Source organism: Mycobacterium sp. IDUB_9 (genome assembly GCF_055419505.1).
In genome coordinates this window covers 848,392-873,141 of the sequence record NZ_JBVAXU010000001.1, presented here as the reverse complement: position 1 = coordinate 873,141, position 24,750 = coordinate 848,392, and the positions used below count along the sequence as shown (strand labels likewise).

Genomic DNA, 24,750 nt, shown 5'->3' with positions numbered 1-24,750 from the left:
CTGTGTGGGCACGCCGGATCTAGCTGCGGGAGAACATCGCGAGCATGCGACGCGTCACCGCGAAGCCGCCGAATACGTTGATGCTGGCCAGCAGGATCGCCAAGGTCGCCAGCACAGTGATGGCGACGTCGTGGGTGCCGACCTGCAGCAGGGCGCCCACCACGATGATTCCGGAGATCGCGTTGGTCACCGACATCAGCGGAGTGTGCAGCGCGTGGTGCACATTGCCGATCACGTAGTAGCCGATCACGATCGCCAGCGCGAACACGGTCAGGTGGACCTGCAGCGCTGCCGGCGAGATCGCGATCAGGGCGAAGATCGCGGCGGCTGCGCCGAAGGTGACCCCGAGCCGGCGCCCGGTCGACATGGGTTGCTTCTCCGGCTTGGCGACCGGGGTGGCGGCGGGCTGCGCGGTGGGCGCCGCGGAGACCTGCACTGGTGGCGGGGGCCAGGTGGTCTCCCCGTCGCGCACCACAGTCATCGAGCGCTGCACCACGTCGTCCCAATCGAGGACGACCTTGCCGTCCTTCTCCGGGGTCAACAGCTTGAGCAGGTTCACCAGGTTGGTGCCGTACAGCTGGGAGGCCTGGGTAGGCAGGCGGCCGGCCAGGTCGGTGTAGCCGATGATCGTCACGCCGTTGTCGGTGACGATCGCCTGGTCCTTGACGGTGCCCTCGACATTGCCGCCGTTGGCCGCGGCCATGTCGACGATCACGCTGCCCGACTTCATCGAGGCCACCATCTCGGCGGTGATGATGCGGGGCGCGGGCTTTCCGGGGATCAGTGCGGTCGTGACGATGATGTCGACGTCCTTGCACTGCTCGGCGTACAACGCCGCTTCGCGGGCCTTGTAGTCGTCGCCCATCTCCTTGGCGTAGCCGGTGGCCGACACCTCGGCCGCCGCCGGATCCACCGACAGGTACTCGCCGCCGAGGGAGGCGACCTGATCGGCGACCTCGGGCCGGGGATCGGTGGCCCGCACGATCGCGCCGAGGCTGCCGGCTGCGCCGATGGCGGCCAGACCGGCCACGCCGGCACCCACCACGAGCACCTTGGCCGGCGGCACCTTGCCTGCAGCGGTCACCTGACCGGTGAAGAACCGGCCGAATGCGTGGGCTGCCTCGACCACTGCGCGGTAGCCCGCGATGTTGGCCATCGACGACAGCACGTCCAGCGACTGGGCCCGCGAGATACGCGGCACTGCGTCCATGGCCAGCACGGTGATCGGGCGGGTGGAGAGCTTCTCGACCAGCTCGGGCTTGAGCCCGGGTGAGATCAAGCTCACCAGCGTCGCTCCGTCGCGGAGCTTGCCGATCTCGGCATCATCAGGCGCGTTGACCTTCAGCACGACGTCGGCGTCCCACGGCGAGCCGACCTCGGCACCAGCATCTACGTAGGCGGTGTCGGAGAAGCTCGAGGCAGCACCGGCGCCGCTTTCTACGACTACCGCATACCCGAGCTTGATGATCTGCCCGACTGTCTGCGGCGTGGCGGCGACGCGCGTTTCCCCTGGTAGGGACTCGCGCGGGATCCCGATGAGCATCGACTCCGCTCCGTTTCTTTGTGGTAGGCCTCTTCGTCCAGCCTGGAAGAGTGTCGCATTTGTGTTCAGATAACGCCCATGCCCCTTTTGGGGGATGTGATCAAAGGCCCAGCTCGGGTTACAGCCAGTCCCGGCGTTTGAACATCACATACAACAGGATGACGAGCACAACAATCAAAGCAGTGCTGGCCATGAAGCCCACGACGGTGTTGATCCCGGGGTACATGACGTTCTGGCCGTAGAAGCCGGTGATCGCGGTCGGTACCGCGATGATGGCGGCCCAGCCGCTGAGTTTCTTCATCACCGTGTTGAGCCGGGCGTCCTGCAGGGACAGGTTGGTCTCGAACACCGTGGTGACCATGTCGCGCAGGGACTCGGTCCACTCCGAGGCCCGCAGCACATGGTCGTACAGGTCGGCATAAAGTGGATCGAGCGCGGGTTCCGTTGACGAGTCGAGCCTCCGGTGCTGGATGGTGCTCACCACCTCGCGCATGGGAAGTACGACCCGGCGCAGATCGACCAGGTCCTTGCGGAGCTGGAAGGTCCGCCGTTGCAGGCCGCGCCGTGGGCCGCCGTCGGCGAACAGCTCATCCTCGAGCGATTCGATGGCGTCGTCCAGTGCCTCGACAGCCTCGAAGTGCCCGTCCACCACGACATCGAGCAGACCGTGCACCAGGGCGCCGACGCCGTAGCGCTGGCCGCCGAGATCGTCGAAGCGCCGTGACACCTCGCTGATGTCGAACTCGGCCGCACCGTTGATACTCGGCAGCCGGACGGTGATCAGGCCGCGCGGCAGCACGAACGCCGAGATGCGGTGTTTGACCAACATCGAGGTGTCCTGCGCTTCGTCCTCGTCGGGCGTCCGGGCGTCGATCGCGTACACCGTGAAGAACGTATGAGATTGGTACACCGAGGTTTTGGTGCGTTCCTTGGGTGCGACGGCGTCCTCGACGGCCCATATGTTGAGGCCGAGTTCCTTGGCCAGCTCGCGCAGCGCCTCATGGTCGGGGTCGTAGATGTCGGCCCACACCAGAGCATCCTCATCGGCCAGACAATCCGATATGCCCGAGAACGTGAAACCGTCGACCGGCTTTCCGGCTCGCCAGATTCGTCCCTGCACCTGCCTCATGAGGCGGCCACCATCGGCAGCAGGTAGGTCCGCACATAGTCGCGGGTGTCTTCCAGGCTGGTCAGTTTGATGCCGGTGTGCGGAGTGACGATGAACGACAACGTAAGTCGGGTGTGCAACTCGGCGACGGTGCGGATGTGGCGTTCCTGTGCCGGGGTGGTTTCGGCCTTACCGTAGAGGTCGGTGCGCAACTGTGCGGCCGAGTGTTCCGTCGCGAAATCGATGATGGCCCCGGCGTCGACGGTGAGGCTGGGCAGGATCGTCTCGGGTTCGGTACGCAGTAGCTTCTTGAGCAAGGCGTGATCCCGTAGGAACGTCACCGTGAAGACGGTGCCGTAGACCAGGCGGTCCTCCAGGTTGTCGGCATGTGCCCGGGCCTGGGCGCTGCCGTCGAGATAGCGCCGCGCCTCGGACAGCACCAGTGCGTCGATGAGGGCGTCTTTGGTGGGAAACCGACGATAGAGCGTGGCGCGACCGACGCCGCTGCGCCGGGCGACATCCTCCATCGTGGTGCGCCGGATTCCGACGAGTTCGGCCTGTTCGAGTGTGGCGGCCAGGATCCGCGTGCTGATCGGGTCGGGTTCACGCACGCGCGCCAGCACCGCGGGGTCCGGTTCAGCCAGCCGTCGCACGAAGTCCGCTGTTCGCGTCGATGTCACCGAACCACTCCTTGCCTGCATGCGCCGATCGTCGTAGCCTAGCCATCGAGACGAGAGAGACGATGAGTGTCTAAATGTCTCACACGTCTCATTCTAATGATCGATCCGAGCCAGGGGGCGCACATGGACATCAAGTTGTGGACGCGGTGGGTGGCACTGCATGCAGTGCCGAAGGCATTCATGTCGCTTCAAGGCCGGGCGGGCAATCCGATGGGCGCGCTGATCTCGAGCCACGGCAAAGGCATCGACCCCTATCCGCTGATGGAGCAGATCCGCCGGCGCGGTCCATTGGTGAAGACCCCCTTCGTCTGGGTCACCGCCGACCACGGTGTCGCTCGGGAAATTCTGCGGGACAAGCGGTTCGGCGTCACCCCGCCCACCGGGATGGGGATGCCGAAGCCGGTCCAGCAGCTCTTGGACCGCACTGATCCGAAGGTGGCCAACCCGGTGGAGCCGCCGGCGATGGTCATCGTCGACCCGCCGGAGCACACGCAGTACCGGCAGCTGGTGGCGCAGAGTTTCACGCCGCGCGCGATCGACAAACTCGACGCCAGGGTGGCCGAGGTGACCGCGGAACTCATCGATCGGCTCGCCGGGCAGCCCAGACCCGAGCTGATCGCGGACTTCGCCGCTGTCCTTCCGGTCGCCATGATCGCCGAGATCCTCGGCCTGTCAGGCGAATCCCATGCGCAACTGCTCGGGTGGGGACACGACGGGGCGCCACTGCTCGATGTCGGAATCCCGTGGCGCACCTACCGGCGTGGCATCGACGGGATGCGCGAGCTCGACGGATTCCTCGCAGACCTCTTCGACAAGGTCCGCGCCGGAGCGGCGGAAGACAACCCGTTCACCAAGATGGCCGCCGACCACACGCTGACCGATCACGAACTCGCCTCCAACGCAGCGCTTCTGATCGGCGCCGGATTCGAAACCACCGTCAACCTCATCGGTAACGGGATCGTGTTGCTGCAGCGGCATCCCGATCAACTCGCCCTGTTGCGCGACAATCCGGACCTGTGGCCCGCCGCGGTGGAGGAGATCCTGCGCATCGAAAGCCCGGTGCAGATGACCGCCCGTACCGCGCAATGCGACGTCGAGATCGGCGGGCAGCGGCTGCCGGCCGGAACCATGGTCGCCGTGTTGTTGGGTGGTGCCAACCGGGATCCGCGGGTGTTCAGTGAGCCGACGCGCTTCGACATCACCCGCCACAACGCCCGTGAACATCTGGCGTTCGCCTCGGGCATCCACGTCTGCCTGGGCGCGGCGCTGGCCCGCATCGAAGGCGCAACCGCGCTGCGCGCGCTGTTCGACGCCTACCCCGACCTGCGCCTGACCGAGACCCCACGCCCGCGCGGTCTGGTCAATTTGCACGGATATGTGAAGCTGCCGGCCCTGCTGGGGGCCAGGCGTACTGAGCCGGCCGGTCTGGTCTGCTGAGCTCGGTACTCTCAGTGGGGACCTGCCAGATCTTGAACGCGAGGCCCAGACCCACATGACGGATTCCCCACTCGACGGACTGATGGCGCGCGTCGGCGGTGTCAGCGGCCTGGTCTACTCGGCGCTGCCGGTGACCGTGTACGCGTCGGTCTCGGCGCTCTCGGGGCGGGTGCCCGCAATCATCTCCGCGCTGGCGACAGCGGCCGTCGTATTCGGTTGGCAGCTGCTGCGCCGCGAATCGGTCAGGCCCGCGCTGTGGGGATTCGTCGGTGTGGCGGCCTGCGCGCTGCTGGCCCTGGTGACCGGCCAGGCCAAAGACTTCTATCTCCCGGGTATCTGGATGTCCCTGGCCTCGGCCATCGTGATGACCGGATCGATCTTCGTCAGGCGCCCCCTGGTCGGGGTCATCTGGGCCTGGGCCACCGGCCGCGACAACACCTGGCGCCAGGTGCCCGGGGTGCGGCTGGTCTTCAACGGCGTGACCGCGGTCTTGGCGACGGTGTCCTGGTCGCGGTTCCTGGTGCAGAACTACCTCTACGACACGGGGCAGGACGGGCTGCTCGCGGTTGCCCGGCTGGCGATGGGCTGGCCGTTGTTCGTCGTCACCACCACGCTGGTTCTGCTCAGCGCCCGCTACGCGATCCGGGCGCTGCCACGCTCGGCGACCTGACGGTCAGTAAAACTCACCCCGATTCCAGACCTTCACCGCGCCGGATCCCGCCGGTACCAATACCCGGGTGAACAAGACGCTGCCCGGCTGCTGTCGTCGCTGAAGCCAAGTCACCACTCCCTGCTTCAGCAACAGAAAGCTGCCCACAGTGTCAGTGTTCGTCAACATCGTTCCCGGCGAGGCCGAAACCGGCACGCCCCGTCCGGTCGTGCCGTCACGCCGTTGGCGCACCCTGCTGATCAGGTCCGCGTTGCCGCTGTTGTCGGTGGTGGTGTTCTTCGTGGTCTGGCAGGTGGTCGCCTGGGCCGGCATCTGGAACCAGACGTTCGTGCCCTATCCATCGGCGGTCTGGCGCGCCTTCATCGACGTCTCCACCACCCATGACGGGGCCCGCGGCTACGCGGGCTACCTGCTCTACGAGCACCTCTACATGACGTTGCGCCGGGTCTTGGCCGGCGTCGTATTGGGAGTAGTGATCGGTGTCCTTTTGGGACTGCTGATGGGCTCGGTCGGATGGCTGCGCAGTGTGCTCGAACCATGGCTGACCTTCCTGCGAGCGCTGCCGCCACTGGCGTACTTCTTCCTGCTGGTCATCTGGCTCGGCATCGACGAGGCACCCAAGATCACGCTGCTCGCCCTGGCCGCACTACCGCCGGCCGCCGTGGCCACCACCGCTGCCGTCGTCGCCGCACCCGTCGGGCTGCAAGAGGCGGCCCGGGCGTTGGGCGCCACCCGGGCACAGGTGATCCGTGACGTCGTGGTGCCCTCGGCGCTACCCGAAACCTTCACCGGGATCCGGCTGGCCGTGGGCATGGCGTACTCGTCGGTGGTGGCCGCAGAACTGTTCAACGGCATCCCCGGTATCGGCGGATTGGTCAAGGACGCAAGCAATTACAACAACACTCCGGTGGTGCTGGTCGGGATCTTCGCCATCGGGATCTCAGGCCTGGTCATCGACGGAGGATTGCGGGCCGTCGAACGACGTAGCGTCCCTTGGATTGGAAAGGTCTGAAAATTATGAAATTGACCAAGCTGCTCGCAGTGCTGGCCGCCGCAACGACGGCCCTGGCCGGCTGCGCAGTCGACCACTCCGGGCAGGACGCCCAGAAGCCCACCATTCGCCTTGGCTACCAGTCCTTTCCGAGTGGGGACCTGATCGTCAAGAACAACAGGTGGCTCGAAGAGGCACTGCCCGATTACAACATCAAATGGACGAAGTTCGACTCCGGGGCCGATGTGAATACCGCGTTCATCGCCAAGGAACTGGACTTCGGTGCACTGGGCTCGAGTCCCGTGGCGCGCGGATTGTCGGCCCCGCTCAACATTCCGTACAAGGTGGCCTTCGTGCTCGACGTCGCTGGTGACAACGAGGCCCTGGTGGCCCGTGACGGCGCCGACGTCAACTCGATCGCCGACCTGCGGGGCAAGCGCGTCGCCACGCCGTTCGCGTCCACCGCGCATTACAGCCTCCTGGCGGCGCTGGCGCAGAACGGGTTGTCGTCCAAGGACGTTCAATTGATCGACCTGCAGCCGCAGGCCATCTTGGCGGCGTGGGACCGGGGCGACATCGCGGCCGCCTACAGCTGGCTGCCCACGCTCGACCAGCTGCGCAAGACCGGCAAGGACCTGATCACCAGCCGGCAGTTGGCCAAGGACGGCAAGCCGACACTGGACCTTGCCGCCGTGTCCGACGAGTTCTCCGCCGCCCATCCCGAGGTGGTCGACGTCTGGCGTCAGCAGCAGGCCCGCGCGCTGAACGTCATCAAGGACGACCCGCAGGCCGCAGCCAAGGCGATCGCGGCCGAAGTCGGGCTGAGCCCGGAAGATGTTGCCGGACAACTCAAGCAGGGCGTCTATCTGACCCCGGCCCAGGTGGCCTCACCCGAATGGCTGGGTAGTGACGGCGCGCCGGGCAACATCGCGGCCAATCTGCAGAGCGCGTCGCAGTTCCTGGCCGATCAGAAACAGATCCCGGAGGCCGCACCCCTGCAGAGGTTCAAGGACGCCATCTACACGAAGGGGTTGCCGGATGTCATCGCCAAGCAGTGACGCCTCCGGCGCCCTGTCGATCAAGAACGTCGCACACCGCTACGGGCGTGGCTCGGACGAGGTCACTGCGCTCGGCCCGGTGGATCTCGACGTCGAACCCGGCTCATTCCTGGTTCTGGTCGGCGCGTCGGGGTGCGGGAAGAGCACGCTGCTGCGCCTGATCGCCGGATTCGAAACCCCTTCTGAGGGTCAGGTTCACGTGGCGGGGACGCCGCCGACGCCCGGGGTCACCTCGGGTGTGGTGTTCCAGCAGCCGCGGTTGTTTCCGTGGCGCACGGTCGGCGGCAACGTGGATCTGGCCCTCAAGTACGCCGACGTGCCCCGCGAGCGTCGCGCCGAGCGGCGTGAGGAACTACTGGAGCGCGTCGGGCTGGAAGGCACTGCCAAGCGCAGGATCTGGGAGATCAGCGGCGGGCAACAGCAGCGCGTCGCGATCGCGCGGGCGCTGGCCGCCGAGACCCCGCTGTTCCTCTTGGACGAGCCGTTCGCGGCACTGGACGCGCTGACCCGCGAGCGGTTGCAGGAGGATGTCCGTCAGGTGAGCGCGGAGTCCCGTCGCACAACGGTTTTCGTGACACACAGCGCCGATGAGGCCGCGTTCCTCGGTTCCCGGATCGTGGTGTTGACCCGCCGGCCCGGAAAGATCGCCCTGGACCTGCCTGTCGATCTGCCACGCAGCGGCGTCGATGCGCACGAACTGCGGCGGTCACCGGAGTACCTCAGGTTGCGGACGGATGTGAGTGAGGCCGTGAAGGTCGCCGCGGCGTAGCCGCGTTCGCCGAACGTGACGCCATGGTCGTAAACCCGCGCGGGCAACGACCATGGCGTCACTTTCGGCGCGTGCCGCGTCAGGCGCGCCGCTGCAGGAAATCGTCGATCAGCGCGGCCACTTCTGCGACGTGCGTCTCGAGCAGGAAGTGTCCGCCGTCGAGCAGGTGGATCTCGGCGTCGACAGCGTCCTTGCCGAACGCCCGGGCACCGTCGGGACCGAAGATCGGATCGCCCTCGCCCCACACGGCGAGCACGGGAACCGCACTGGTGCGCAGGTATTCGTGCAGTGTCGGGTACAGCGGGGCGTTGGTCGCATAGTCGCGGAACAGCGTGAGCTGCACCTGGTCATTGCCCGGCCGGGCCACCATCGCCGCGTCGTGGACCCAGGTGTCGGGGTTGACCAGGCTTTCGTCCGCCACGCCGGTCAGGTACTGCCATTTGATGCCGTCCACACTCAACGCGGACCGCACGCCCGCCTCGGTCTCGGGGGTCTGCTCACGCTGGTAGGCCCACACCCCGGCCCAGAAGCTCTCGACGAAACCCTCGTCGTAGCCGTTGCCGTTCTGGCTGACGATCGCGGTGATGGCCTCCGGATGCCGCAGTGCCAGGCGCCAGCCGATCGGGGCGCCGTAATCCTGGACGTAGATCGCGTAGCGGGACACCCCGAGTCGATTCAACAGACCGTCGGTGAGGTCGGCCAGGCCGTCGAAGGTGTAGTCGAACTCGGTGACGGCCGGCGCATCGGAGTGTCCATAGCCCAGGTGATCGGGTGCGATGACGTGGTAGCGCTCGGCCAGTCGAGGAATGAGGTCGCGGAACATGTACGAGCTCGTCGGGAAGCCGTGCAGCAGCACGATTGCCGGGGAATCGGGCGAGCCCGCCTCACGGTAGAACAGCCGCTGTCCGTCGACGGTGGCGTAGCGATGGCGAACGGTCATGTCTAACTCCTTTAACGATGTTTATCGGTTAGTGACATCTAACGCCCGACGGGCATAACCTGTCAATAGTTATTTGGAGGTTAGATATGGAGCTGCTGGGGTTGGGCCTGAGCGATGAGGCCTTGCTGCTCGATCTGCTCAACACCACACCGGTGGTCGACGGAATGCAGCGCGACGTGCTCGCGCATCCAGAGGCGGCGCACGCGTGGCTCGACGAGCATGCGGCGACCGAAGCCGAGCTGGCCGATCTGGTCGCGGCGCGGAATCTACTTCAGGAAGTGGTGCGCGGAACCGAGACGGCGGTTGCGTTGACGCCGTACCTCAACGTCGCGGCGATCCGGGCGCACGGGACGGACGACGGTGTGAGCTGGGAACTTGATACTTGCGACGCGCGGCGAGGCGCCCTGCGGGCCATCCTGGCGTGGGACGCGCTGAGGGCCTCGAGTCCGGGCCGGCTACGCGCGTGTGGGAATCCGGACTGCCGGCTCTTCCTGATCGACCGGACGAAACCGAACACAAAACGGTGGTGCTCGATGGCGACTTGCGGAAACCGCATGAAGGCGCGCCGATATCACCAGCGCGCCCGGACTGCGAAGACTGACGAACAGTCCTGATTACACCGGGGGGTAGGCCGGCGGCGGGTAAACGCCACGCAGACCCCAGGCCAGCCACGGGAAGAAGAAGTCGCTCTCGTCGCTGAGGTCGTAGTCAGGATTCGGATCCATGCCCGGAGTCTAGTCGTAGAAGGCAAGGCCGGAACAGGGTCGCGCGCGGAATTGCCTACACTGATCAACCATCTAGTTGATTGATTTCCTGGGCAAGGTCCGGGCGATGCTGATAGTGAGTGTGCTATGTCATCCGATGCAGAAGGCGGCCGGGGCCGCGGTGGTGCGGCTGCCAACGGGACATCCCGCCGCGATGAACTGTTGACCGTCGCGGCCAAACTGTTCGCCGCCCGCGGCTATCACGGCACCCGGATGGACGATGTCGCCGAGGCCGTCGGACTGAACAAGGCCACGGTCTATCACTACTACTCGAGTAAGTCGCTGATCCTCTACGACATCTACAAGGGCACCGCGGACTTCACCGTCGAGGCGCTCCACGATGACCCGACCGCGACGGCCAGGGAGACCATCTACAACTTCACCAGGCGACTGTTGGTCGGCATCGCCAACGATCTCGAGCGCGCCGCCGTGTACTTCCAGGAAGGCCCGTACATCGCGGAGTGGTTCACCGAGGAGCAGGTGTCCTACATCCGGCGCGCCGAGACCCAGGTGTACGAGCACGTCCGCGACGTGATCGATCGCGGTATCGCGAGCGGCGAGTTCTACGACTGCGACTCGCACGTACTGGCCCTCGGCTACATCGGCATGACGCTCGGTTCGTATCGCTGGCTACGCCCCCACGGCAGGCGGACCGCGCAGGAGATCGCCGTGGAGTTCAGTACGGCGCTGCTGCGCGGGTTGATCCGCGACGAGGAAACCCGCAACGAGTCGCCGCTGGGGGTCGAGATCGAGGAAAAGGCCTAGAACATGACTGATCTGTTCCGATTGGACGGCAAGGTGGCCGTCGTCACCGGCGGCGGCCGTGGCATCGGCCTCATGATGGCCCGGGGACTGTTGCAGGCTGGAGCGTCGGTGTACGTCGCGAGCCGCAAGGAGGCCGAACTGGCCGCGGCGGTGGACGCGTTGTCCCCGCTCGGCCGGATCTCCGCGGTGCCCGCCGACCTCGGGACAGCTGAAGGGGTCGCCGCGCTCACCGCGGCGGTGGCCGAGCGTGAGGACGCGATCCATGCCTTGTTCAACAACGCCGGCGCGGCCTGGGGCGCACCGTACGACGAGTTCCCGGAATCCGGGTTCGACAAGGTCTACGACGTCAACGTCAAGGGCGTGTTCCTGCTGACCCGGGCGCTCACCCCGCTGCTGAATTCCGGTGCCACCGAAGAAGACCCGGCTCGCGTCATCAACACCGGCAGCATCGACGGGATCGTCGCGCCCGGCAAGGGCCGCGACAACTTCTCCTACAGCGCCAGTAAGGCCGCAGTGCACATGCTGACCAAGCATCTGGCCGGCGAGCTGGCCCCGCGGATCCTGGTCAACGCGATCGCGCCGGGGCTTTTCGAATCCCGGATGACCAAAGAGATGCTGCGGGCCGGCGCGGAAGAGGTAGGCGCCGTTCTTCCGCTGGGCCGCATCGGCCGGCCCGACGACATCGCCGGGATCTCGGTGTTCTTGGCCAGCCGGGCCAGCGCGTACATCACCGGTGCCGTGATCCCGGTCGACGGCGGCGTGAGCACCATCAGGTGACGGGCAGGGTGAACCAGCCCCAGGCCAAGAAGGCGAACACACCGAGATAGACCACGTCGCCGGCCATGTAGAGCCACTCGCTGCGACGGAATCTGGTCGTGGCCGCACCCGCCATGAACAACGCCAGGCCGCAGGCGGCCACCGGCGTCAGCACCGGGGCGATACCCACCGCGACGGGAAGCACCAGGCCGACTGCGCCGACCAGTTTGATGGTCCCGATCGCTTTGAGGTGACCGTCACCGAAGTCGTCGACCCAATGCTGGGTCTTACCCATCGACCGGTACTTCTCCCGCGACGCCAACAGCATGGTGGTTCCGCCGGCTGCATACGCTGCCGCGGCGATGATGGTGATGATCCAGAGAGTGATGTTCATTGCGCGCTCCGTTTCGTGGTTACGTCCAGCCGTTCCGGCTCGTCACTCTTATGACGGATCCGCACGAGGAGAGGTAACGCATGACGCCCGACGCATCACTGGCGGAGACATTCGAGCAACAGCGCCCGCGGCTGCTCGCGGTTGCCCACCGGGTCCTCGGCTCACGGGCAGATGCCGAGGATGCCGTCCAGGACGCGTGGTTGCGCCTGTCCCGTCAGGACGCGGACGCCATCGACAACGTCGCCGGATGGCTGACGACCGTGGTGGGCCGCATCTGTATCGACACGTTGCGGGCGCGCAGCAGCCGCGCAGAAGTGTCTCCCGCCGCCGCTGACATTCCTGAACTGGTCGTCACCGAGGACGTCGACACCCCTGAGGATGCCGCGGTGCTCGCGGACTCCGTCGGGCTGGCGATGCTCGTCGTGCTGGGATCGCTGCGCCCCGACGAACGCCTCGCCTTCGTCCTGCACGACATGTTCGCCGTGCCGTTCGCCGAGATCGGCCAGATCCTCGACAGGTCGAGCGATGCCGTCAAGATGATGGCCAGCCGGGCGCGCCGGAAAGTGCAGGATGTGCCACCGCCCACCGGGGGCCGCCGCCGCAAGCAGGAACAGCGCGAGGTTGTCGACGCCTTTCTGGCCGCCGCTCGCGACGGCGACTTCGATGCACTGTTGCGGGTCCTGGATCCCGACGTCACCTGGCAGCGGTACACGGCCGCCGGCGTGACCGTCGGGACGGGACCCGACGCTGTCATCGCCGCGGCTCGGCGCGGTCAGGGGACCCGCGTCGTCGCCCGGCGGGTGTCGGTCAACGGCGAGCCAGGGATCCTGGCGTGGGGGCCGACCGGTCGCCCGCTCAGCGTGATGGCGTGCACCGTCGACGGGGGCCGTCTGGTCGGGATCGTGTCGATCGTCGATCCACGACGGCTGGCCCTGATGTCGCTGCCCGAGCCACCCGCCGACGATTAACCTGGCCGCATGAAGTCGACGATCCTCTCGCGCCGAGACCTGGATTTCCTGCTCTACGAGTGGTTGGACGTCGAAAAGCTCACCGCACTGGACCGATTCACCGAGCACTCCCGCGAGACCTTCGACGGCGTGCTGGATCTGTGCGAGCAACTCGCGACGCGCTACTTCGCGCCCCACAACAAACTCAGCGACGCGAACGAGCCGACGTTCGACGGGCAGACCGTCACGCTGATCCCCGACGTCAAAGAGGCGTGGGACGCGTTCGCGGCGGCCGATCTGATCGCCATGGGGATGGACGCGGAGGTCGGCGGCGCGCAACTGCCGGTCACGGTCGCGCAGGCCGCGTTCGCCTGGATCGCCGCGGCCAACGTGTCGACCTCGGGCTATGTGATGCTGACCATCGCCAACGCCAATCTGGTGGCGCACTTCGGTACCCCGGAGCAGATCGAGACCTTCGTCAAACCGATGCTGGCCGGCCGGTTCTCGGGCACCATGGCGCTGTCGGAGACCCAGGCCGGATCGTCGCTGGCCGACATCACCACCCGCGCCGAACCACAGCCCGACGGCACGTACCGTCTGTTCGGTTCGAAGATGTGGATCTCCGGCGCCGAGCACGACCTCACCGAGAACATCGTCAACCTCGTGCTCGCCAAGATTCCCGGTGGCCCGGCCGGCACCAAGGGCATCTCGCTGTTCATCGTGCCCAAGTTCCTTGCCGACGGCACCCGCAACGGCGTGGCCATCTCCGGCCTCAATCACAAGATGGGGCAACGCGGGATCACCAACACCGTGCTCAACTTCGACGGCGCTGTCGGCTACCTCGTCGGTGAGCCACACCGCGGCATCGTCTACATGTTCCGCATGATGAACGAGGCCCGCCTCGGCGTCGGGATGGGCGCCGTGGCGCTCGGCTACACCGGCTATCTCAAGTCTCTGGAGTACGCGCGCGAGCGTCCGCAGGGCAGGCCGCTCGGTGTGAAAGATCCGTCGACCCCGCAGGTGCCGATCATCGAGCATGCGGACGTCAAGCGAATGTTGCTGGCGCAGAAGGCCTATGTCGAAGGTGGTCTTGCCCTGCTGCTGTACTGCGCGAACCTCATAGACCGGGAAGCCACCGGTGACAGTGCTGTCCTCGACATCCTCACCCCGGTGGCCAAGAGCTGGCCGTCGCAGTGGTGCGTGGAGGCCAACAGCCTGGCGATCCAGGTCCACGGTGGCTACGGGTACACCCGCGAATACGACGTCGAGCAGCATTACCGCGACAATCGGCTCAATCCGATCCACGAGGGCACCCACGGCATCCAGAGCCTGGATCTTTTGGGCCGCAAGGTAACCCAGAACGGTGGAGGCAGCTTGGTGGCGCTGGGGGAGCGGATCGCGGCGACCGTGTCAGTTGCTGCGGCGGTCGCGCCGGACCTGGCCGCGCAACTCGATGCCGCCTGGCAGCGGCTGGTCGCGGTGACCGGCGCGATGTTCGCCGCGGGTGATGTCGAGGCCGCGATGGCCAACAGCGCGGTGTATCTGGAGGCGTTCGGCCACATCGTGGTGGCGTGGATCTGGCTGGAGCAGTTGCTGGCCGCCGAAGGCCGCACCGGGGAATTCTATGACGGCAAACGGCAGGCCGCGCAGTACTTCTTCCGTTACGAATTACCCAAGACCGCACCACAATTGGATCTGCTGGAGAGCCTGGACCGGACCACGCTGGAGATGCGCGACAGCTGGTTCTAGTCGAACTCGATGATCTGGCGGACGGCCCGTCCGTCGGCCAGCTCGTCCATGCCGGTGTTGATCTGATCGAGCGTGATGGTCGAGGACACGAGCTGCTCGACGGGTAGCCGTCCGGCCCGCCAGAGCTCGACGAACCGCGGGATGTCGCGTGCGGGCACCGCCGAGCCCAGATAGCTTCCGATCAGCGATCGGCCTTCGGCGACGAAACCCAACGGCGACACCGAGATTCGTGCGTCCGGCCGGGGTAGGCCGACGGTGATCGTGCGCCCGCCGGGCCCGGTGAGCGCGATCGCGGTTTCCAGCGCGGCGGGGTGGCCGGCGGCTTCGATCACCACGTCGGCCTTGAGGTCGGCAGCCTGCTCTGGGGTGTAGGTCTCGTGCACGCCCAGCTCGCGGGCCCGCCTGAGTTTGTCGGGCAGCTGGTCCACGCCGATGACCCGGACGTCGTCGTGCGCGAGCGCGGTCATGGCAGCCGCCATGCCGACGCCTCCCAGACCGACGACCGCCACGGTTTGGCCCGGCCGCGGGGTGCCGACGTTGAGCACGGCTCCGCCGCCCGTGAGTACCGCACACCCCAACAGCGACGCGACGACTGCTGGGACATCGCTGGGTACGGGCACCACCGAGCGGCGGTCGACGACGGCGTAGGTGGCGAAACCGGATACGCCGAGGTGATGGAACACCGGTTGGCCGTCACGGGTCAGCCGGATGTCGCCGTTCATCAGGGTGCCGGCACCGTTGGCGGCCGATCCGGGTCCGCATGGGGTTAGCCCGTCGGTGGCACAGGCGGGGCAGTGCCCGCAGCGCGGCAGGAACGTCATCACCACCCGCCGGCCCACCGGCAGATCGGTGTCACCGGCCTCGACGGTCCCGGCGGCTTCATGGCCCAGCAGCATCGGGACCGGGCGCACCCGGTTGCCGTCGACGACCGACAGATCGGAATGGCACAACCCCGCGGCCTCGATGCGCACCAGCAGTTCGCCGGGCCCGGGTTCGGCGAGCTCGAGGTCGCTCACCCGGATCGGATGTGACTCGGCGTAGGGGCGGGGGAGTCCGATGTGCTCGAGGACGGCGCCGCGGATCTTCATACCCATCAGCCTGTCAGACTCCAGGAATGACCGACGGAGCCCAGTTGACCCGTGAGGATTTTCCGCTGCACTGGCCGGTGCTGACCCGCTGGACCGACAACGACATGTTCGGCCACCTCAACAACGCGGTGTACTACGAGCTGTTCGACACCGCGATCAACGCCTGGATCAACACCAACTGCGACGTCGATCCGGTCACTGCGCCGTGGTTGGGCGTGGTCGCCGAGTCGGGCTGCCGCTACTTCGCCGAGTTGAAGTTCCCCGACCCGTTGGTGGTCGGGCTGGCGGTGGCCCGGTTGGGGAACAGCAGTGTCACTTACCGGCTCGGCCTGTTCGAGCCCGACGGCCCGGTGGCGGCGGTGGGCCACTGGGTGCACGTGTACGTGGACCGGACCACGCGCCGTCCGGTACCGATTCCCGCCGTGATCCGCGATCTGCTGCAGTCGATATGCTCGCCGGATGCCACTCGTGAGCAAGACCGTCGAGGTTGATGCCCCTGCCGAGAAGATCCTGGCGATCGTCGCCGATTTCGAGGCCTATCCGCAGTGGAACCCTGAGATCAAGGGTTGCTGGATCCTGGCCCGCTACGACGACGGCCGGCCCAGCCAACTGCGGCTCGACGTCGAGATCCAGGGTCAGTCCGGCACCTTCATCAACGCGGTCTACTACCCCGCGGAGAACCAGATCTTCACCGTGTTGCAGCAGGGCGACCACTTCACCAAGCAGGAGCAGCGGTTCTCGGTCGTGCCGCTCGGCGACAACAGCACGTTGCTTCAGGTTGACCTTGAGGTCGAGGTCAAGCTGCCGATCCCGGCCATGATGGTCAAGAAGCTGATCGGTGACACCCTGGACCACCTGGCCAACGCGCTCATCACCAGGGTTTCGCAGCTGTCCGCTTAGGCTGCGGTCAGCGCGTCAGTCCCACATCCCGATGTCGTTGAGCCGTGCCATGAGCCGTTGGGCAGCATCGGTGAACTGAGTCGAGTTCAGCTCGATCGCCGCGCCCGCATCGCGCCGGCGCAGCGCGTCGATCAGAAGCCGGTGGTTCTCCACGGCTTCGGTGCCCCACTTCGGATCAGTCGAATAGATCAGCGACGGCAGGTACCGCGCGACGTGCAACAGGAACCAGGCGAGCTTGAGCCGACCGCTGGCGTGGTTGAAGGCCCGGTGAAAGGCGAATTCGGCCGACGAGATCGCCCCGGGATCCTGATTGCCGACGGCGGCCGCGAGTTCGGTGTTGAGCTGTTCCAGCTCATCGATCTGGGCCGGGGTGATGCGGGTCGTGACGGTAGCGGCCAGCTCACGCGCGATGGTGGCCTGCAGCCAGAAGATGTCTTCGACGTCGGCGCGGGTCAGGGGCACGACGACGTGCCCGCGGTTCGGCTCCAACTGCACCATGCCCTCGCCGCGCAGTGTGCGCAGGGCCTCGCGTACGGGCGTGATGCTGACGCCGAGTGCCGCGGCGGTCTCGTCGAGCCGGATGAACGTTCCGGGGCGCAGGACGCCGGTCATGATCTCGGCCCGCAGCTGGGCGGCGACCTCGTCGGAAAGTTGCTCGCGCCGTCCTCCGCGACGACGTTGCACGGCCGCTCTGGCAGGTGCATTCACGCGAATCCGGTCGCCTTTCTGGTGGGCTTGTCGCCGAGGCGCCGAGGCCATAGTGTGACCGGGGCAACCCCAATGTTTGATCAAATATAAAATTCACGCAACTCGATACCGATGGAGTGCAGATCCGGTGACTGCCGAGCCGATCCCCACTGAGCAGCCATACCTGGCCCGTCGTCAGAACTGGGCCAACCAACTGACCCGACATGCCCTGATGCAGCCCGACAAGACCGCCCTGCGGTTTCTGGGGCACACCACCACGTGGCGGGAGCTCGACCACCGGGTCACCAGGCTGGCCGGCGCCCTGAGCCGACGCGGGGTCGGATTCGGCGACCGCGTGCTGATCCTGATGCTGAACCGGCCCGAGTTCATCGAGGCGATGCTGGCGGCCACCAAGCTCGGCGCCATCGCGGTGCCGGTGAACTTCCGCATGACCCCACCGGAGGTGGCCTTCCTGGTCAGCGACTGCGAGGCCCGCGTCATCGTCACCGAGCCCGTGCTCGCCGGAGTCGCCACGGCGGTATGCGATCTCGATGCCACGCTGTCAACGGTCATCGTGGCCGGCACAGCTACCGAGTCCGCGACCGACGATCCAGTCCTGGGCTACGAGGACCTGATCGCCGAAGAAGGCGACCCCGCGCCACCGGTTGACATCCCGAGCGATGCCCCCGCGCTGATCATGTACACCTCGGGCACCACAGGCCGGCCCAAGGGCGCGGTGCTGACGCACAACAACCTGGCCGGGCAGGGTATGACCAACCTGTTCACCACCGGCGTCGACATCAACAACGACGTCGGCTTCATCGGCGTCCCGCTGTTCCACATCGCCGGGGTGGCCGGAAACGTGAACACGGGTCTGACGCTCGGCCTGCCGACGGTCATCTATCCGCTCGGCGCGTTCGATCCGGGTGCGTTGCTCGACGTACTGGCGGCCGAGAAGGTCACCGCGATCTTCCTGGTGCCTGCGCAGTGGCAGGCGGTTTGCGCTGAGCAGAAAGCCAATCCGCGCGACCTGTGTCTGCGGGCCCTGTCCTGGGGCGCTGCGCCGGCTTCGGACACGTTGCTACGCGCGATGGCGGACACGTTCCCGGGTAGTCAGATCCTTGCGGCGTTCGGGCAGACCGAGATGTCGCCGGTTACCTGCATGTTGTTGGCGGACGACGCAATTCGCAAGCTCGGCTCGGTCGGTCAGGTGATCCCCACTGTTTCGGCCCGCATCGTGGACGAGAACATGAACGACGTCCCGGTCGGCGATGTCGGCGAGATCGTCTACCGCGCCCCAACTTTGATGGCGGGCTACTGGAACAATCCCAAGGCCACCGCGGAGGCTTTCGCCGGCGGCTGGTTCCACTCCGGTGATCTGGTCCGTCAGGATGAGGAAGGCTACATCTGGGTGGTCGACCGCAAGAAGGACATGATCATCTCCGGCGGCGAGAACATCTACTGCGCCGAGGTCGAGAACGTCCTCGCCGGGCATCCCGCCATCACCGAGGTCGCCGTGATCGGCCGGCATGACGACAAATGGGGTGAGGTTCCTGTCGCTGTGGTGGCAATCGGCAGAGGCGACGCCCTCAACCTGGACGAGCTCGACGGCTTCCTCACCGAACGCCTGGCGCGCTACAAACACCCGAAGGCACTCGAAATCGTCGATGCTCTGCCCCGCAACCCCTCGGGCAAAGTGCTCAAGACCGAACTCAGGGAACGCTTCGGCTCGCCAGTCAATGCCCAATAGGGTTGACGTCTGCGAAAGTAACTCCGCGTCAACGGTTTCTGCAGGTCGCCGGGAAAGTTTGCTGTCTTTGCACGCCCTCGCTAACGGTTGATGGCACAATCCTCTCGATGCAGTGCACGGCCCGGTTTTTATCGGGTACAGTCCGGTGGTCTCAATTACTACTGGTGAGTAGGGAGAGACGGATCACACAGGCTGACAGGCGACGAGGAGGGGGCGTGCGACACGTCCAGGGGGCACACCGGTGACGGCGCCCGCCGACGGGCTCGTCGGCTACGTACGTGGTCAATTGGAGAAGCCGCTGGCTATGGTCGGTGGCTTCTTCAAGATGACCGTGCTCACCGGAAAGGCCTTTGTCACACGGCCTTTCCAGTGGAAAGAGTTCGTGCTGCAGAGTTGGTTCCTGATCCGCGTGGCATTCCTGCCCACGCTCGCGGTATCGATCCCGCTGACGGTGCTCATCATCTTCACGCTCAACATCCTGTTGGCGGAGTTCGGTGCGGCTGACGTCTCGGGCGCCGGTGCTGCGCTGGGTGCCGTCACTCAGCTCGGACCTCTGGTGACGGTGCTCGTGGTTGCCGGTGCCGGCTCTACCGCGATCTGCGCCGACCTCGGTGCCCGCACCGTGCGTGAGGAGATCGACGCGCTTGAGGTCCTCGGCATCGACCCGATCGAGCGGCTCGTGGTTCCCCGCGTGGTGGCTTCTACATTCGTGGCCTTCATGCTCAACGGCGCCGTGATCACCATCGGCCTCATCGGTGGCTTCTTCTTCGGCGTCTATGTCCAGAACGTGTCCGCCGGTGCCTATGTGTCCACACTGACGCTGCTCACCGGATTCCCCGAGGTGATGATCTCGGTCATCAAAGCCACACTGTTCGGCCTGATCGCCGGACTGGTGGGCTGCTACCGGGGCCTCACAGTGGCCGGTGGGTCCAAGGGCGTCGGCACCGCGGTGAACGAGACCCTGGTGCTGTGCGTGGTGGCATTGTTCGCAGTCAACGTCGTGCTCACCACCATCGGTGTGCGGTTCGGAACAGGGCACTGACATGAGTACCGCAACAGTCCTCCGCTCCCGGTTCCCCCGGGCCTTCTCGCGCACCTCCGACATCGCCGGCACCCCGGCCCGGTTCCTCGACAGCATGGGCCACGTCGCGTGGTTCATCGTCCAATCCATCGGCTCCGTCCCGCACGCGTTCCGGCACTATCGGCGCGAGGCGCTGCGATTGGTCGCCGAGATCGGTATGGGTACCGGCGCGATGGCCGTCATCGGCGGCACCGTGGCCATCATCGGTTTCGTCACGCTGTCGGCCGGCTCCCTGATCGCGATCCAGGGCTTCGCCTCCCTGGGCAATATCGGCGTCGAGGCCTTCACCGGCTTCTTCGCCGCACTGGCAAACATCCGCGTCGTTGCCCCGGTCGTCACGGGTCAGGCCCTGGCTTCCACAGTCGGCGCCGGTGCCACCGCGGAACTCGGCGCCATGCGCATCAGCGAAGAGATCGACGCGCTGGAAGTTATGGGTATCAGGTCGATTTCGTATCTGGTGTCCACGCGCCTGATCGCCGGCTCGATCGTGATCATCCCGCTGTACGCCGGGGCGGTCCTGCTGTCCTTCCTGTCTGCGCAGTTCGTCACGACGGTCTTCTACTCGCAGTCGGTCGGTACGTATGAGCACTACTTCCATACGTTCCTGCGCGTCGACGACGTGATGTGGTCCTTCCTTCAGGTCATCGTCATGTCCGTCGTGGTCATGTTGAACCACTGCTACTTCGGCTTTTACGCCAGTGGCGGTGCCGTCGGTGTGGGTGAGGCAGTAGGGAGGTCGATGCGAACCTCGTTGATCGCAATCGTGTTGGTGGTCCTGTTGGCATCGTTGGCGCTCTACGGCACCGACCCCAACTTCAACCTCACGGTGTAGCGGCATGACCGGATCTCCAGCGCCGCACGCGCCCCTAAACAAGCCCAAGATCCCGCCGTACAAGTTGGCCGGCTTGGTCCTCGCCCTCGTCACCATGGTGGTCGTGGCATTGACGTGGATGCAGTTCCGCGGGACGTTCGAGAAGAGGACACAGCTGACCGTGTTGTCGGGTCGAGCCGGTCTGTCGATGGATCCCGGCTCGAAGGTCACCTTCAACGGGGTGCCCATCGGGCGGCTGGCCTCGATCGACGTCGTCACCGTCGACGACAACCCCGAGGCCAAGCTGACGCTGGACGTCAAGCCCCAGTACCTGAAGCTGATCCCGGAGAACGTGAGTGCCGAACTGCGGGCCACCACGGTATTCGGCAACAAGTACATCTCGTTCCTGTCGCCTCCGAATCCCTCGAAGGAGCGGTTGTCGCCGTCCACGCCCATCCGTGCGCAGGGTGTGACGACGGAGTTCAACACACTGTTCGAGACGATCACCGCGATCTCCGAGCAGATCGATCCGATCAAGCTGAACCAGACGCTGACCGCGACTGCGCAGGCGCTCGACGGTCTGGGTGACAAGTTCGGCCAGTCGATCGTCAACGGCAACGACATCCTGTCCGACCTCAACCCGCGCATGCCCCAGATCCGGCGCGACATCTCGGGTCTGGCCGATCTGGGCGAGGTCTACGCCAACGCCGGCCCCGATCTGTTCGACGGCCTGACCAACGCCGTCACCACCGCCCGCACCCTCAACGAGCAGCGGGGCAACCTCGACCAGGCTCTGGTGGCCGCGGTGGGCTTCGGCAACACCGGCGGCGACATCTTCGAGCGCGGCGGCCCCTACCTGGTCCGCGGCGCGCAGGACCTGCTGCCGACTTCGGCACTGCTCGACAAGTACAGCCCGGCGCTGTTCTGCACGATCCGCAACTACCACGACGCCGGCCCGAAACTTGCTGGCGCACTTGGTGGTAACGGCTACTCGCTGCAGACTCAGTCGTTGGTGATCGGCGTGGGCAACCCGTACGTCTATCCCGACAACCTGCCGCGGATCAACGCCAAGGGTGGGCCCGAGGGCCGGCCCGGCTGCTGGCAGCCGATCACCAAGGACCTGTGGCCCATGCCGTACCTGGTGATGGACACCGGTGCATCGATCGCGCCCTACAACCACCTCGAGATGGGTCAACCGCTCGTGGCCGAGTACGTGTGGGGTCGCCAAGTGGGGGAGAACACGATCAACCCATGAGCATCAAGGGCACGATTATCAAGCTCGGCATCTTCTCACTGGTGCTGCTCACCTTCACTGCGATCATTTTCGTGGTCTTCGGTCAGATCCGGTTCAACCGGACCTCCGAGTACTCGGCGATCTTCAAGAACGTCAGCGGTCTGCGCACCGGGCAGTTCGTCCGGGCATCCGGTGTCGAGGTCGGCAAGGTCTCGGGCGTCAAGTTGGTCAACGGTGGCCAGCAGGCCGAGGTGACGTTCAACGTCGAGAAGTCGCTGCCGTTGTTCGACCAGACGACGGCCGCGATTCGCTACCAGGACCTGATCGGTAATCGCTACCTGGAACTCAAGCGCGGCGAGAGCAATACGAAGCTTGCACCCGGCGGCACCATTCCGCTGGAACGCACCGAGCCGGCGCTCGACCTCGACGCCCTCGTCGGCGGCTTCCGTCCGCTGTTCCAGTCACTGAGCCCGGAGAAGGTCAACACCATCTCCCAGTCGATCATCACGATCTTCCAGGGCCAGGGCGGCACAATCAACGACATCCTCGACCAGACGGCGCAGCTCACCCAGAGCATCGCCGACCGGGATCAGTCGATCGGTGAGGTGATCAAGAACCTGAATATCGTCCTGGACACCACCGTTGCGCATCAGCAGCAGTTCAACGACACCCTGAAGAACTTCGAGACGCTGATCACGGGGCTGAAGAACCGTGCCGATCCGATCGGATCCTCCGTGGCCAACATCAGCAATGCGGCCGGTTCTCTGGCGGATCTGTTGTCCGACAACCGTCCGCTGCTCAAGGACACCATCGGTCAACTCGAGGTCATCCAGCAGCCGCTGATCGACCAGAAGCAGCAGCTCAACGACATCCTCGTGCAGTTCCCCCAGGCGTTGAAGATCATCGGCCGTGCCGGTGGCATCTACGGTGACTTCTTCAACTTCTATGCCTGCGACCTTTCGTTGAAGCTCAACGGGTTGCAGCCGGGCGGGCCCGTCCGAACCGTCAGACTCAGTTCACAGCCGTCGGGTAGGTGCACGCCGAGATGAGGACACTGCAAGGTTCCGACCGCTTCCGCAAAGGCCTGATGGGCGTCGCGGTGGTGGCACTGGTGATCGGCGTCGGTTCGACGTTGACGAGTGTGCCGATGCTGTTCGCGGTCCCCACGTATTACGGCCAGTTCTCCGATACCGGAGGCCTGAGCGTGGGCGACAAAGTCCGCATCGCAGGCATGGATGTCGGCACGGTCAAGAGCATGGACATCAACGGCGACAAGGTCGAGATCGGCTACACCCTGGGTGGCAAGACGATCGGTACCGAGAGCCGCGCCGCGATCCGTACCGACACGATCCTGGGTCGTAAGAACATCGAGATCCAGCCGCGTGGTAGCCAGACGCTGCAGCCGCGCGGAATGTTGCCGCTGGGGCAGACGACCACGCCGTACCAGATCTATGATGCGTTCCTCGATGTCACGCGCAACGCGTCGGGCTGGGACACCAAGTCGGTCAAGGACTCGCTGAATGTCCTGTCGGAGACGGTCGATCAGACCTCGCCGCACCTGAGCGCCGCGCTGGACGGCGTGGCCAGGTTCTCGGAGACCATCGGCAAGCGCGATGAGGACGTCAAGAAGCTGCTGGCCAACGCCAACAAGGTCGCCACGATCCTCGGGGACCGCAGCACGCAGGTCAACCAGCTGCTGGTGAACGCCCAGACCTTGTTGGCCGCGGTCAACGAGCGGGGCCAGGCCGTGAGCATGCTGCTGGAGCGCGTGTCGTCGGTGTCGCATCAGGTCGAAGGCCTGATCAACGACAACCCGAACCTCAACCATGTGCTGGAGCAGCTGCGTACGGTCAGCGATCTGCTGGTCGAGCGCAAGCAGGACCTGGCGGACACCTTGACCGTGGCCGGCAAGTTCATCACCTCGCTGGCCGAGGCGCTGGCCTCCGGCCCGTACTTCAAGGTGATGCTGGTCAACCTGATCCCGCCGCAGATCCTGCAGCCCTTCGTCGATTCCGCGTTCAAGAAGCGCGGGATCGATCCCGAGGAGTTCTGGCGTAACGCCGGACTCCCGTCGTCCCGCTTCCCCGATCCGAACGGCAAGCGGTTCGAGAACGGCGCTCCGCCGGCGGCCCCCACGCCGCTGGAAGGCACCCCGGAGCATCCGGGACCTGCCGTCCCGCCCGGATCGCCGTGCTCGTACACGCCGACCGCGGCCGGAATTCCGTCCCCGGGCAACCCGATGCCGTGCGCAGCGGCCACCCAGGGTCCGTTCGGCGGCCCGGAGTACGGTCCGCCGGACCTCGCGACCTCGGCGCCGAATCCTGACGGCATCGCGCATTCGCCGGGTGTGCCCAGTGGGGCCATCCCCGGCCAGATGCCGCCGGATCAGCCCGGCGCCCCGGTCGAGTTGGCGCCCGGCCCGCCCGGCGCCCGCACCGTTCCGATTGCCCCGTTGCCGGTGGCGCCGGGAGACATCCCGGGCTACGCACCGCACCCGCCACCGTTGAACGCTCCCCCGGCACCGCCGGGACCGGGGCCCGATGCGGGGCCGGTGGGTACGCCGCCGCTTCCGGGTAACCCGCCGTTCCTTCCGCCCGGGTCGCAGGGATAGACAGGGGTATAGGGAGC

At 66.0% G+C, this 24,750-nt stretch carries 26 protein-coding genes; 18 read left to right on the top strand and 8 right to left on the bottom strand.

Going from position 1 to position 24,750, the window contains the following annotated elements:
* Positions 1 to 19: 19 nt before the first annotated feature.
* From ACZY08_RS04245 to ACZY08_RS04235, 3 genes are all read right to left on the bottom strand, one after another.
* The gene (locus ACZY08_RS04245) at positions 20 to 1,543 is read right to left on the bottom strand and encodes a Re/Si-specific NAD(P)(+) transhydrogenase subunit alpha (RefSeq protein WP_463743330.1); all 1,524 of its coding nucleotides are present in this window, start codon (positions 1,541 to 1,543) and stop codon (positions 20 to 22) included.
* A gap of 118 nt (positions 1,544 to 1,661) precedes the next feature.
* Positions 1,662 to 2,672 (bottom strand): magnesium transporter CorA family protein, encoded by a 1,011-nt coding sequence (locus tag ACZY08_RS04240; protein WP_463743329.1) that lies wholly within the window; start codon positions 2,670 to 2,672, stop codon positions 1,662 to 1,664.
* Positions 2,669 to 3,331 carry a TetR/AcrR family transcriptional regulator gene (locus ACZY08_RS04235; protein ID WP_463743328.1) on the bottom strand — a complete coding sequence of 221 codons (663 nt, stop codon included), beginning with the start codon at positions 3,329 to 3,331 and terminating at the stop codon, positions 2,669 to 2,671. Before ACZY08_RS04235 ends, ACZY08_RS04240 begins: the two co-directional genes overlap by 4 nt.
* A gap of 123 nt (positions 3,332 to 3,454) precedes the next feature.
* Here ACZY08_RS04235 and ACZY08_RS04230 point away from each other — a divergent pair, with 123 nt between their 5' ends.
* The 5 genes from ACZY08_RS04230 (at position 3,455) to ACZY08_RS04210 (ending at position 8,256) form a co-directional block, all read left to right on the top strand.
* Entirely contained in the window at positions 3,455 to 4,768 is a 1,314-nt protein-coding gene (locus ACZY08_RS04230) for a cytochrome P450 (RefSeq protein ID WP_463743327.1), read from the top strand.
* A gap of 55 nt (positions 4,769 to 4,823) precedes the next feature.
* A complete protein-coding gene (locus ACZY08_RS04225; RefSeq protein WP_463743326.1) occupies positions 4,824 to 5,438 on the top strand; it encodes a DUF3159 domain-containing protein in 615 nt (204 codons plus the stop codon).
* A 148-nt stretch (positions 5,439 to 5,586) separates the two neighbouring features.
* A complete protein-coding gene (locus ACZY08_RS04220; protein ID WP_463743325.1) occupies positions 5,587 to 6,450 on the top strand; it encodes an ABC transporter permease in 864 nt (287 codons plus the stop codon).
* Between the two features lie 5 nt (positions 6,451 to 6,455).
* Positions 6,456 to 7,487, top strand: coding sequence for a taurine ABC transporter substrate-binding protein (locus ACZY08_RS04215; protein WP_463743324.1), 1,032 nt, complete (start codon positions 6,456 to 6,458; stop codon positions 7,485 to 7,487).
* Positions 7,468 to 8,256: an ABC transporter ATP-binding protein gene (locus ACZY08_RS04210; RefSeq protein WP_463743323.1), complete on the top strand. Its 789-nt coding sequence runs from the start codon at positions 7,468 to 7,470 to the stop codon at positions 8,254 to 8,256. Before ACZY08_RS04215 ends, ACZY08_RS04210 begins: the two co-directional genes overlap by 20 nt.
* 79 nt (positions 8,257 to 8,335) lie before the next feature.
* Here the strand turns inward: ACZY08_RS04210 and ACZY08_RS04205 are convergent, their stop codons facing one another.
* Complete coding sequence (locus ACZY08_RS04205; protein ID WP_463743322.1) at positions 8,336 to 9,196, bottom strand: alpha/beta fold hydrolase; 861 nt, start codon at positions 9,194 to 9,196, stop codon at positions 8,336 to 8,338.
* Between the two features lie 86 nt (positions 9,197 to 9,282).
* Between ACZY08_RS04205 and ACZY08_RS04200 the strand changes: the two genes are divergently transcribed.
* On the top strand, positions 9,283 to 9,810 hold the full coding sequence (locus ACZY08_RS04200) for a CGNR zinc finger domain-containing protein (protein WP_463743321.1): 528 nt from the start codon (positions 9,283 to 9,285) through the stop codon (positions 9,808 to 9,810).
* Here ACZY08_RS04200 and ACZY08_RS04195 read toward each other — a convergent pair whose 3' ends face one another.
* Complete coding sequence (locus ACZY08_RS04195) at positions 9,811 to 9,921, bottom strand: hypothetical protein (protein ID WP_003883225.1); 111 nt, start codon at positions 9,919 to 9,921, stop codon at positions 9,811 to 9,813.
* Between the two features lie 126 nt (positions 9,922 to 10,047).
* On the opposite strand from ACZY08_RS04195, the gene ACZY08_RS04190 reads away from it, so the two are divergent.
* Complete coding sequence (locus ACZY08_RS04190) at positions 10,048 to 10,725, top strand: TetR/AcrR family transcriptional regulator (protein ID WP_463743320.1); 678 nt, start codon at positions 10,048 to 10,050, stop codon at positions 10,723 to 10,725.
* 3 nt (positions 10,726 to 10,728) lie between these two features.
* Positions 10,729 to 11,502, top strand: a complete 774-nt coding sequence (locus ACZY08_RS04185; protein WP_463743319.1) for an SDR family oxidoreductase — start codon at positions 10,729 to 10,731, stop codon at positions 11,500 to 11,502.
* On the opposite strand, the gene ACZY08_RS04180 is transcribed toward ACZY08_RS04185, so the two are convergent.
* Complete coding sequence (locus ACZY08_RS04180; protein ID WP_463743318.1) at positions 11,495 to 11,875, bottom strand: DoxX family protein; 381 nt, start codon at positions 11,873 to 11,875, stop codon at positions 11,495 to 11,497. The two genes, ACZY08_RS04185 and ACZY08_RS04180, sit on opposite strands and share 8 nt — an antisense overlap.
* Positions 11,876 to 11,955: 80 nt before the next feature.
* On the opposite strand from ACZY08_RS04180, the gene ACZY08_RS04175 reads away from it, so the two are divergent.
* Both ACZY08_RS04175 and ACZY08_RS04170 read left to right on the top strand, forming a co-directional pair.
* Complete coding sequence (locus ACZY08_RS04175; protein ID WP_463743317.1) at positions 11,956 to 12,843, top strand: sigma-70 family RNA polymerase sigma factor; 888 nt, start codon at positions 11,956 to 11,958, stop codon at positions 12,841 to 12,843.
* Positions 12,844 to 12,852: 9 nt separating this feature from the next.
* Positions 12,853 to 14,571 (top strand): acyl-CoA dehydrogenase, encoded by a 1,719-nt coding sequence (locus tag ACZY08_RS04170; protein ID WP_463743316.1) that lies wholly within the window; start codon positions 12,853 to 12,855, stop codon positions 14,569 to 14,571.
* Here ACZY08_RS04170 and ACZY08_RS04165 read toward each other — a convergent pair.
* On the bottom strand, positions 14,568 to 15,659 hold the full coding sequence (locus tag ACZY08_RS04165; protein ID WP_463743315.1) for an alcohol dehydrogenase catalytic domain-containing protein: 1,092 nt from the start codon (positions 15,657 to 15,659) through the stop codon (positions 14,568 to 14,570). The genes ACZY08_RS04170 and ACZY08_RS04165 overlap by 4 nt on opposite strands.
* A gap of 26 nt (positions 15,660 to 15,685) precedes the next feature.
* Here ACZY08_RS04165 and ACZY08_RS04160 point away from each other — a divergent pair, with 26 nt between their 5' ends.
* Both ACZY08_RS04160 and ACZY08_RS04155 read left to right on the top strand, forming a co-directional pair.
* A complete protein-coding gene (locus ACZY08_RS04160) occupies positions 15,686 to 16,150 on the top strand; it encodes an acyl-CoA thioesterase (RefSeq protein ID WP_463743314.1) in 465 nt (154 codons plus the stop codon).
* Positions 16,119 to 16,559, top strand: coding sequence for an SRPBCC family protein (locus ACZY08_RS04155; RefSeq protein WP_463743313.1), 441 nt, complete (start codon positions 16,119 to 16,121; stop codon positions 16,557 to 16,559). The genes ACZY08_RS04160 and ACZY08_RS04155 overlap by 32 nt, the downstream gene beginning before the upstream one ends.
* Before the next feature lie 15 nt (positions 16,560 to 16,574).
* Here ACZY08_RS04155 and ACZY08_RS04150 read toward each other — a convergent pair whose 3' ends face one another.
* Positions 16,575 to 17,267: a GntR family transcriptional regulator gene (locus ACZY08_RS04150; protein WP_463743312.1), complete on the bottom strand. Its 693-nt coding sequence runs from the start codon at positions 17,265 to 17,267 to the stop codon at positions 16,575 to 16,577.
* Between the two features lie 127 nt (positions 17,268 to 17,394).
* Here ACZY08_RS04150 and fadD5 point away from each other — a divergent pair, with 127 nt between their 5' ends.
* The 6 genes from fadD5 (at position 17,395) to ACZY08_RS04120 (ending at position 24,733) form a co-directional block, all read left to right on the top strand.
* On the top strand, positions 17,395 to 18,996 hold the full coding sequence (gene fadD5, locus ACZY08_RS04145; protein ID WP_463743311.1) for a fatty-acid--CoA ligase FadD5: 1,602 nt from the start codon (positions 17,395 to 17,397) through the stop codon (positions 18,994 to 18,996).
* A gap of 304 nt (positions 18,997 to 19,300) precedes the next feature.
* Entirely contained in the window at positions 19,301 to 20,038 is a 738-nt protein-coding gene (locus ACZY08_RS04140; protein WP_463744142.1) for an MlaE family ABC transporter permease, read from the top strand.
* Between the two features lies 1 nt (position 20,039).
* A complete protein-coding gene (locus ACZY08_RS04135; RefSeq protein ID WP_463743310.1) occupies positions 20,040 to 20,909 on the top strand; it encodes an MlaE family ABC transporter permease in 870 nt (289 codons plus the stop codon).
* 4 nt (positions 20,910 to 20,913) lie between these two features.
* Complete coding sequence (locus tag ACZY08_RS04130; protein WP_463743309.1) at positions 20,914 to 22,143, top strand: MCE family protein; 1,230 nt, start codon at positions 20,914 to 20,916, stop codon at positions 22,141 to 22,143.
* A complete protein-coding gene (locus ACZY08_RS04125; RefSeq protein WP_463743308.1) occupies positions 22,140 to 23,171 on the top strand; it encodes a virulence factor Mce family protein in 1,032 nt (343 codons plus the stop codon). The genes ACZY08_RS04130 and ACZY08_RS04125 overlap by 4 nt, the downstream gene beginning before the upstream one ends.
* The gene (locus ACZY08_RS04120; RefSeq protein WP_463743307.1) at positions 23,168 to 24,733 is read left to right on the top strand and encodes a virulence factor Mce family protein; all 1,566 of its coding nucleotides are present in this window, start codon (positions 23,168 to 23,170) and stop codon (positions 24,731 to 24,733) included. Before ACZY08_RS04125 ends, ACZY08_RS04120 begins: the two co-directional genes overlap by 4 nt.
* Positions 24,734 to 24,750 lie beyond the last annotated feature (17 nt).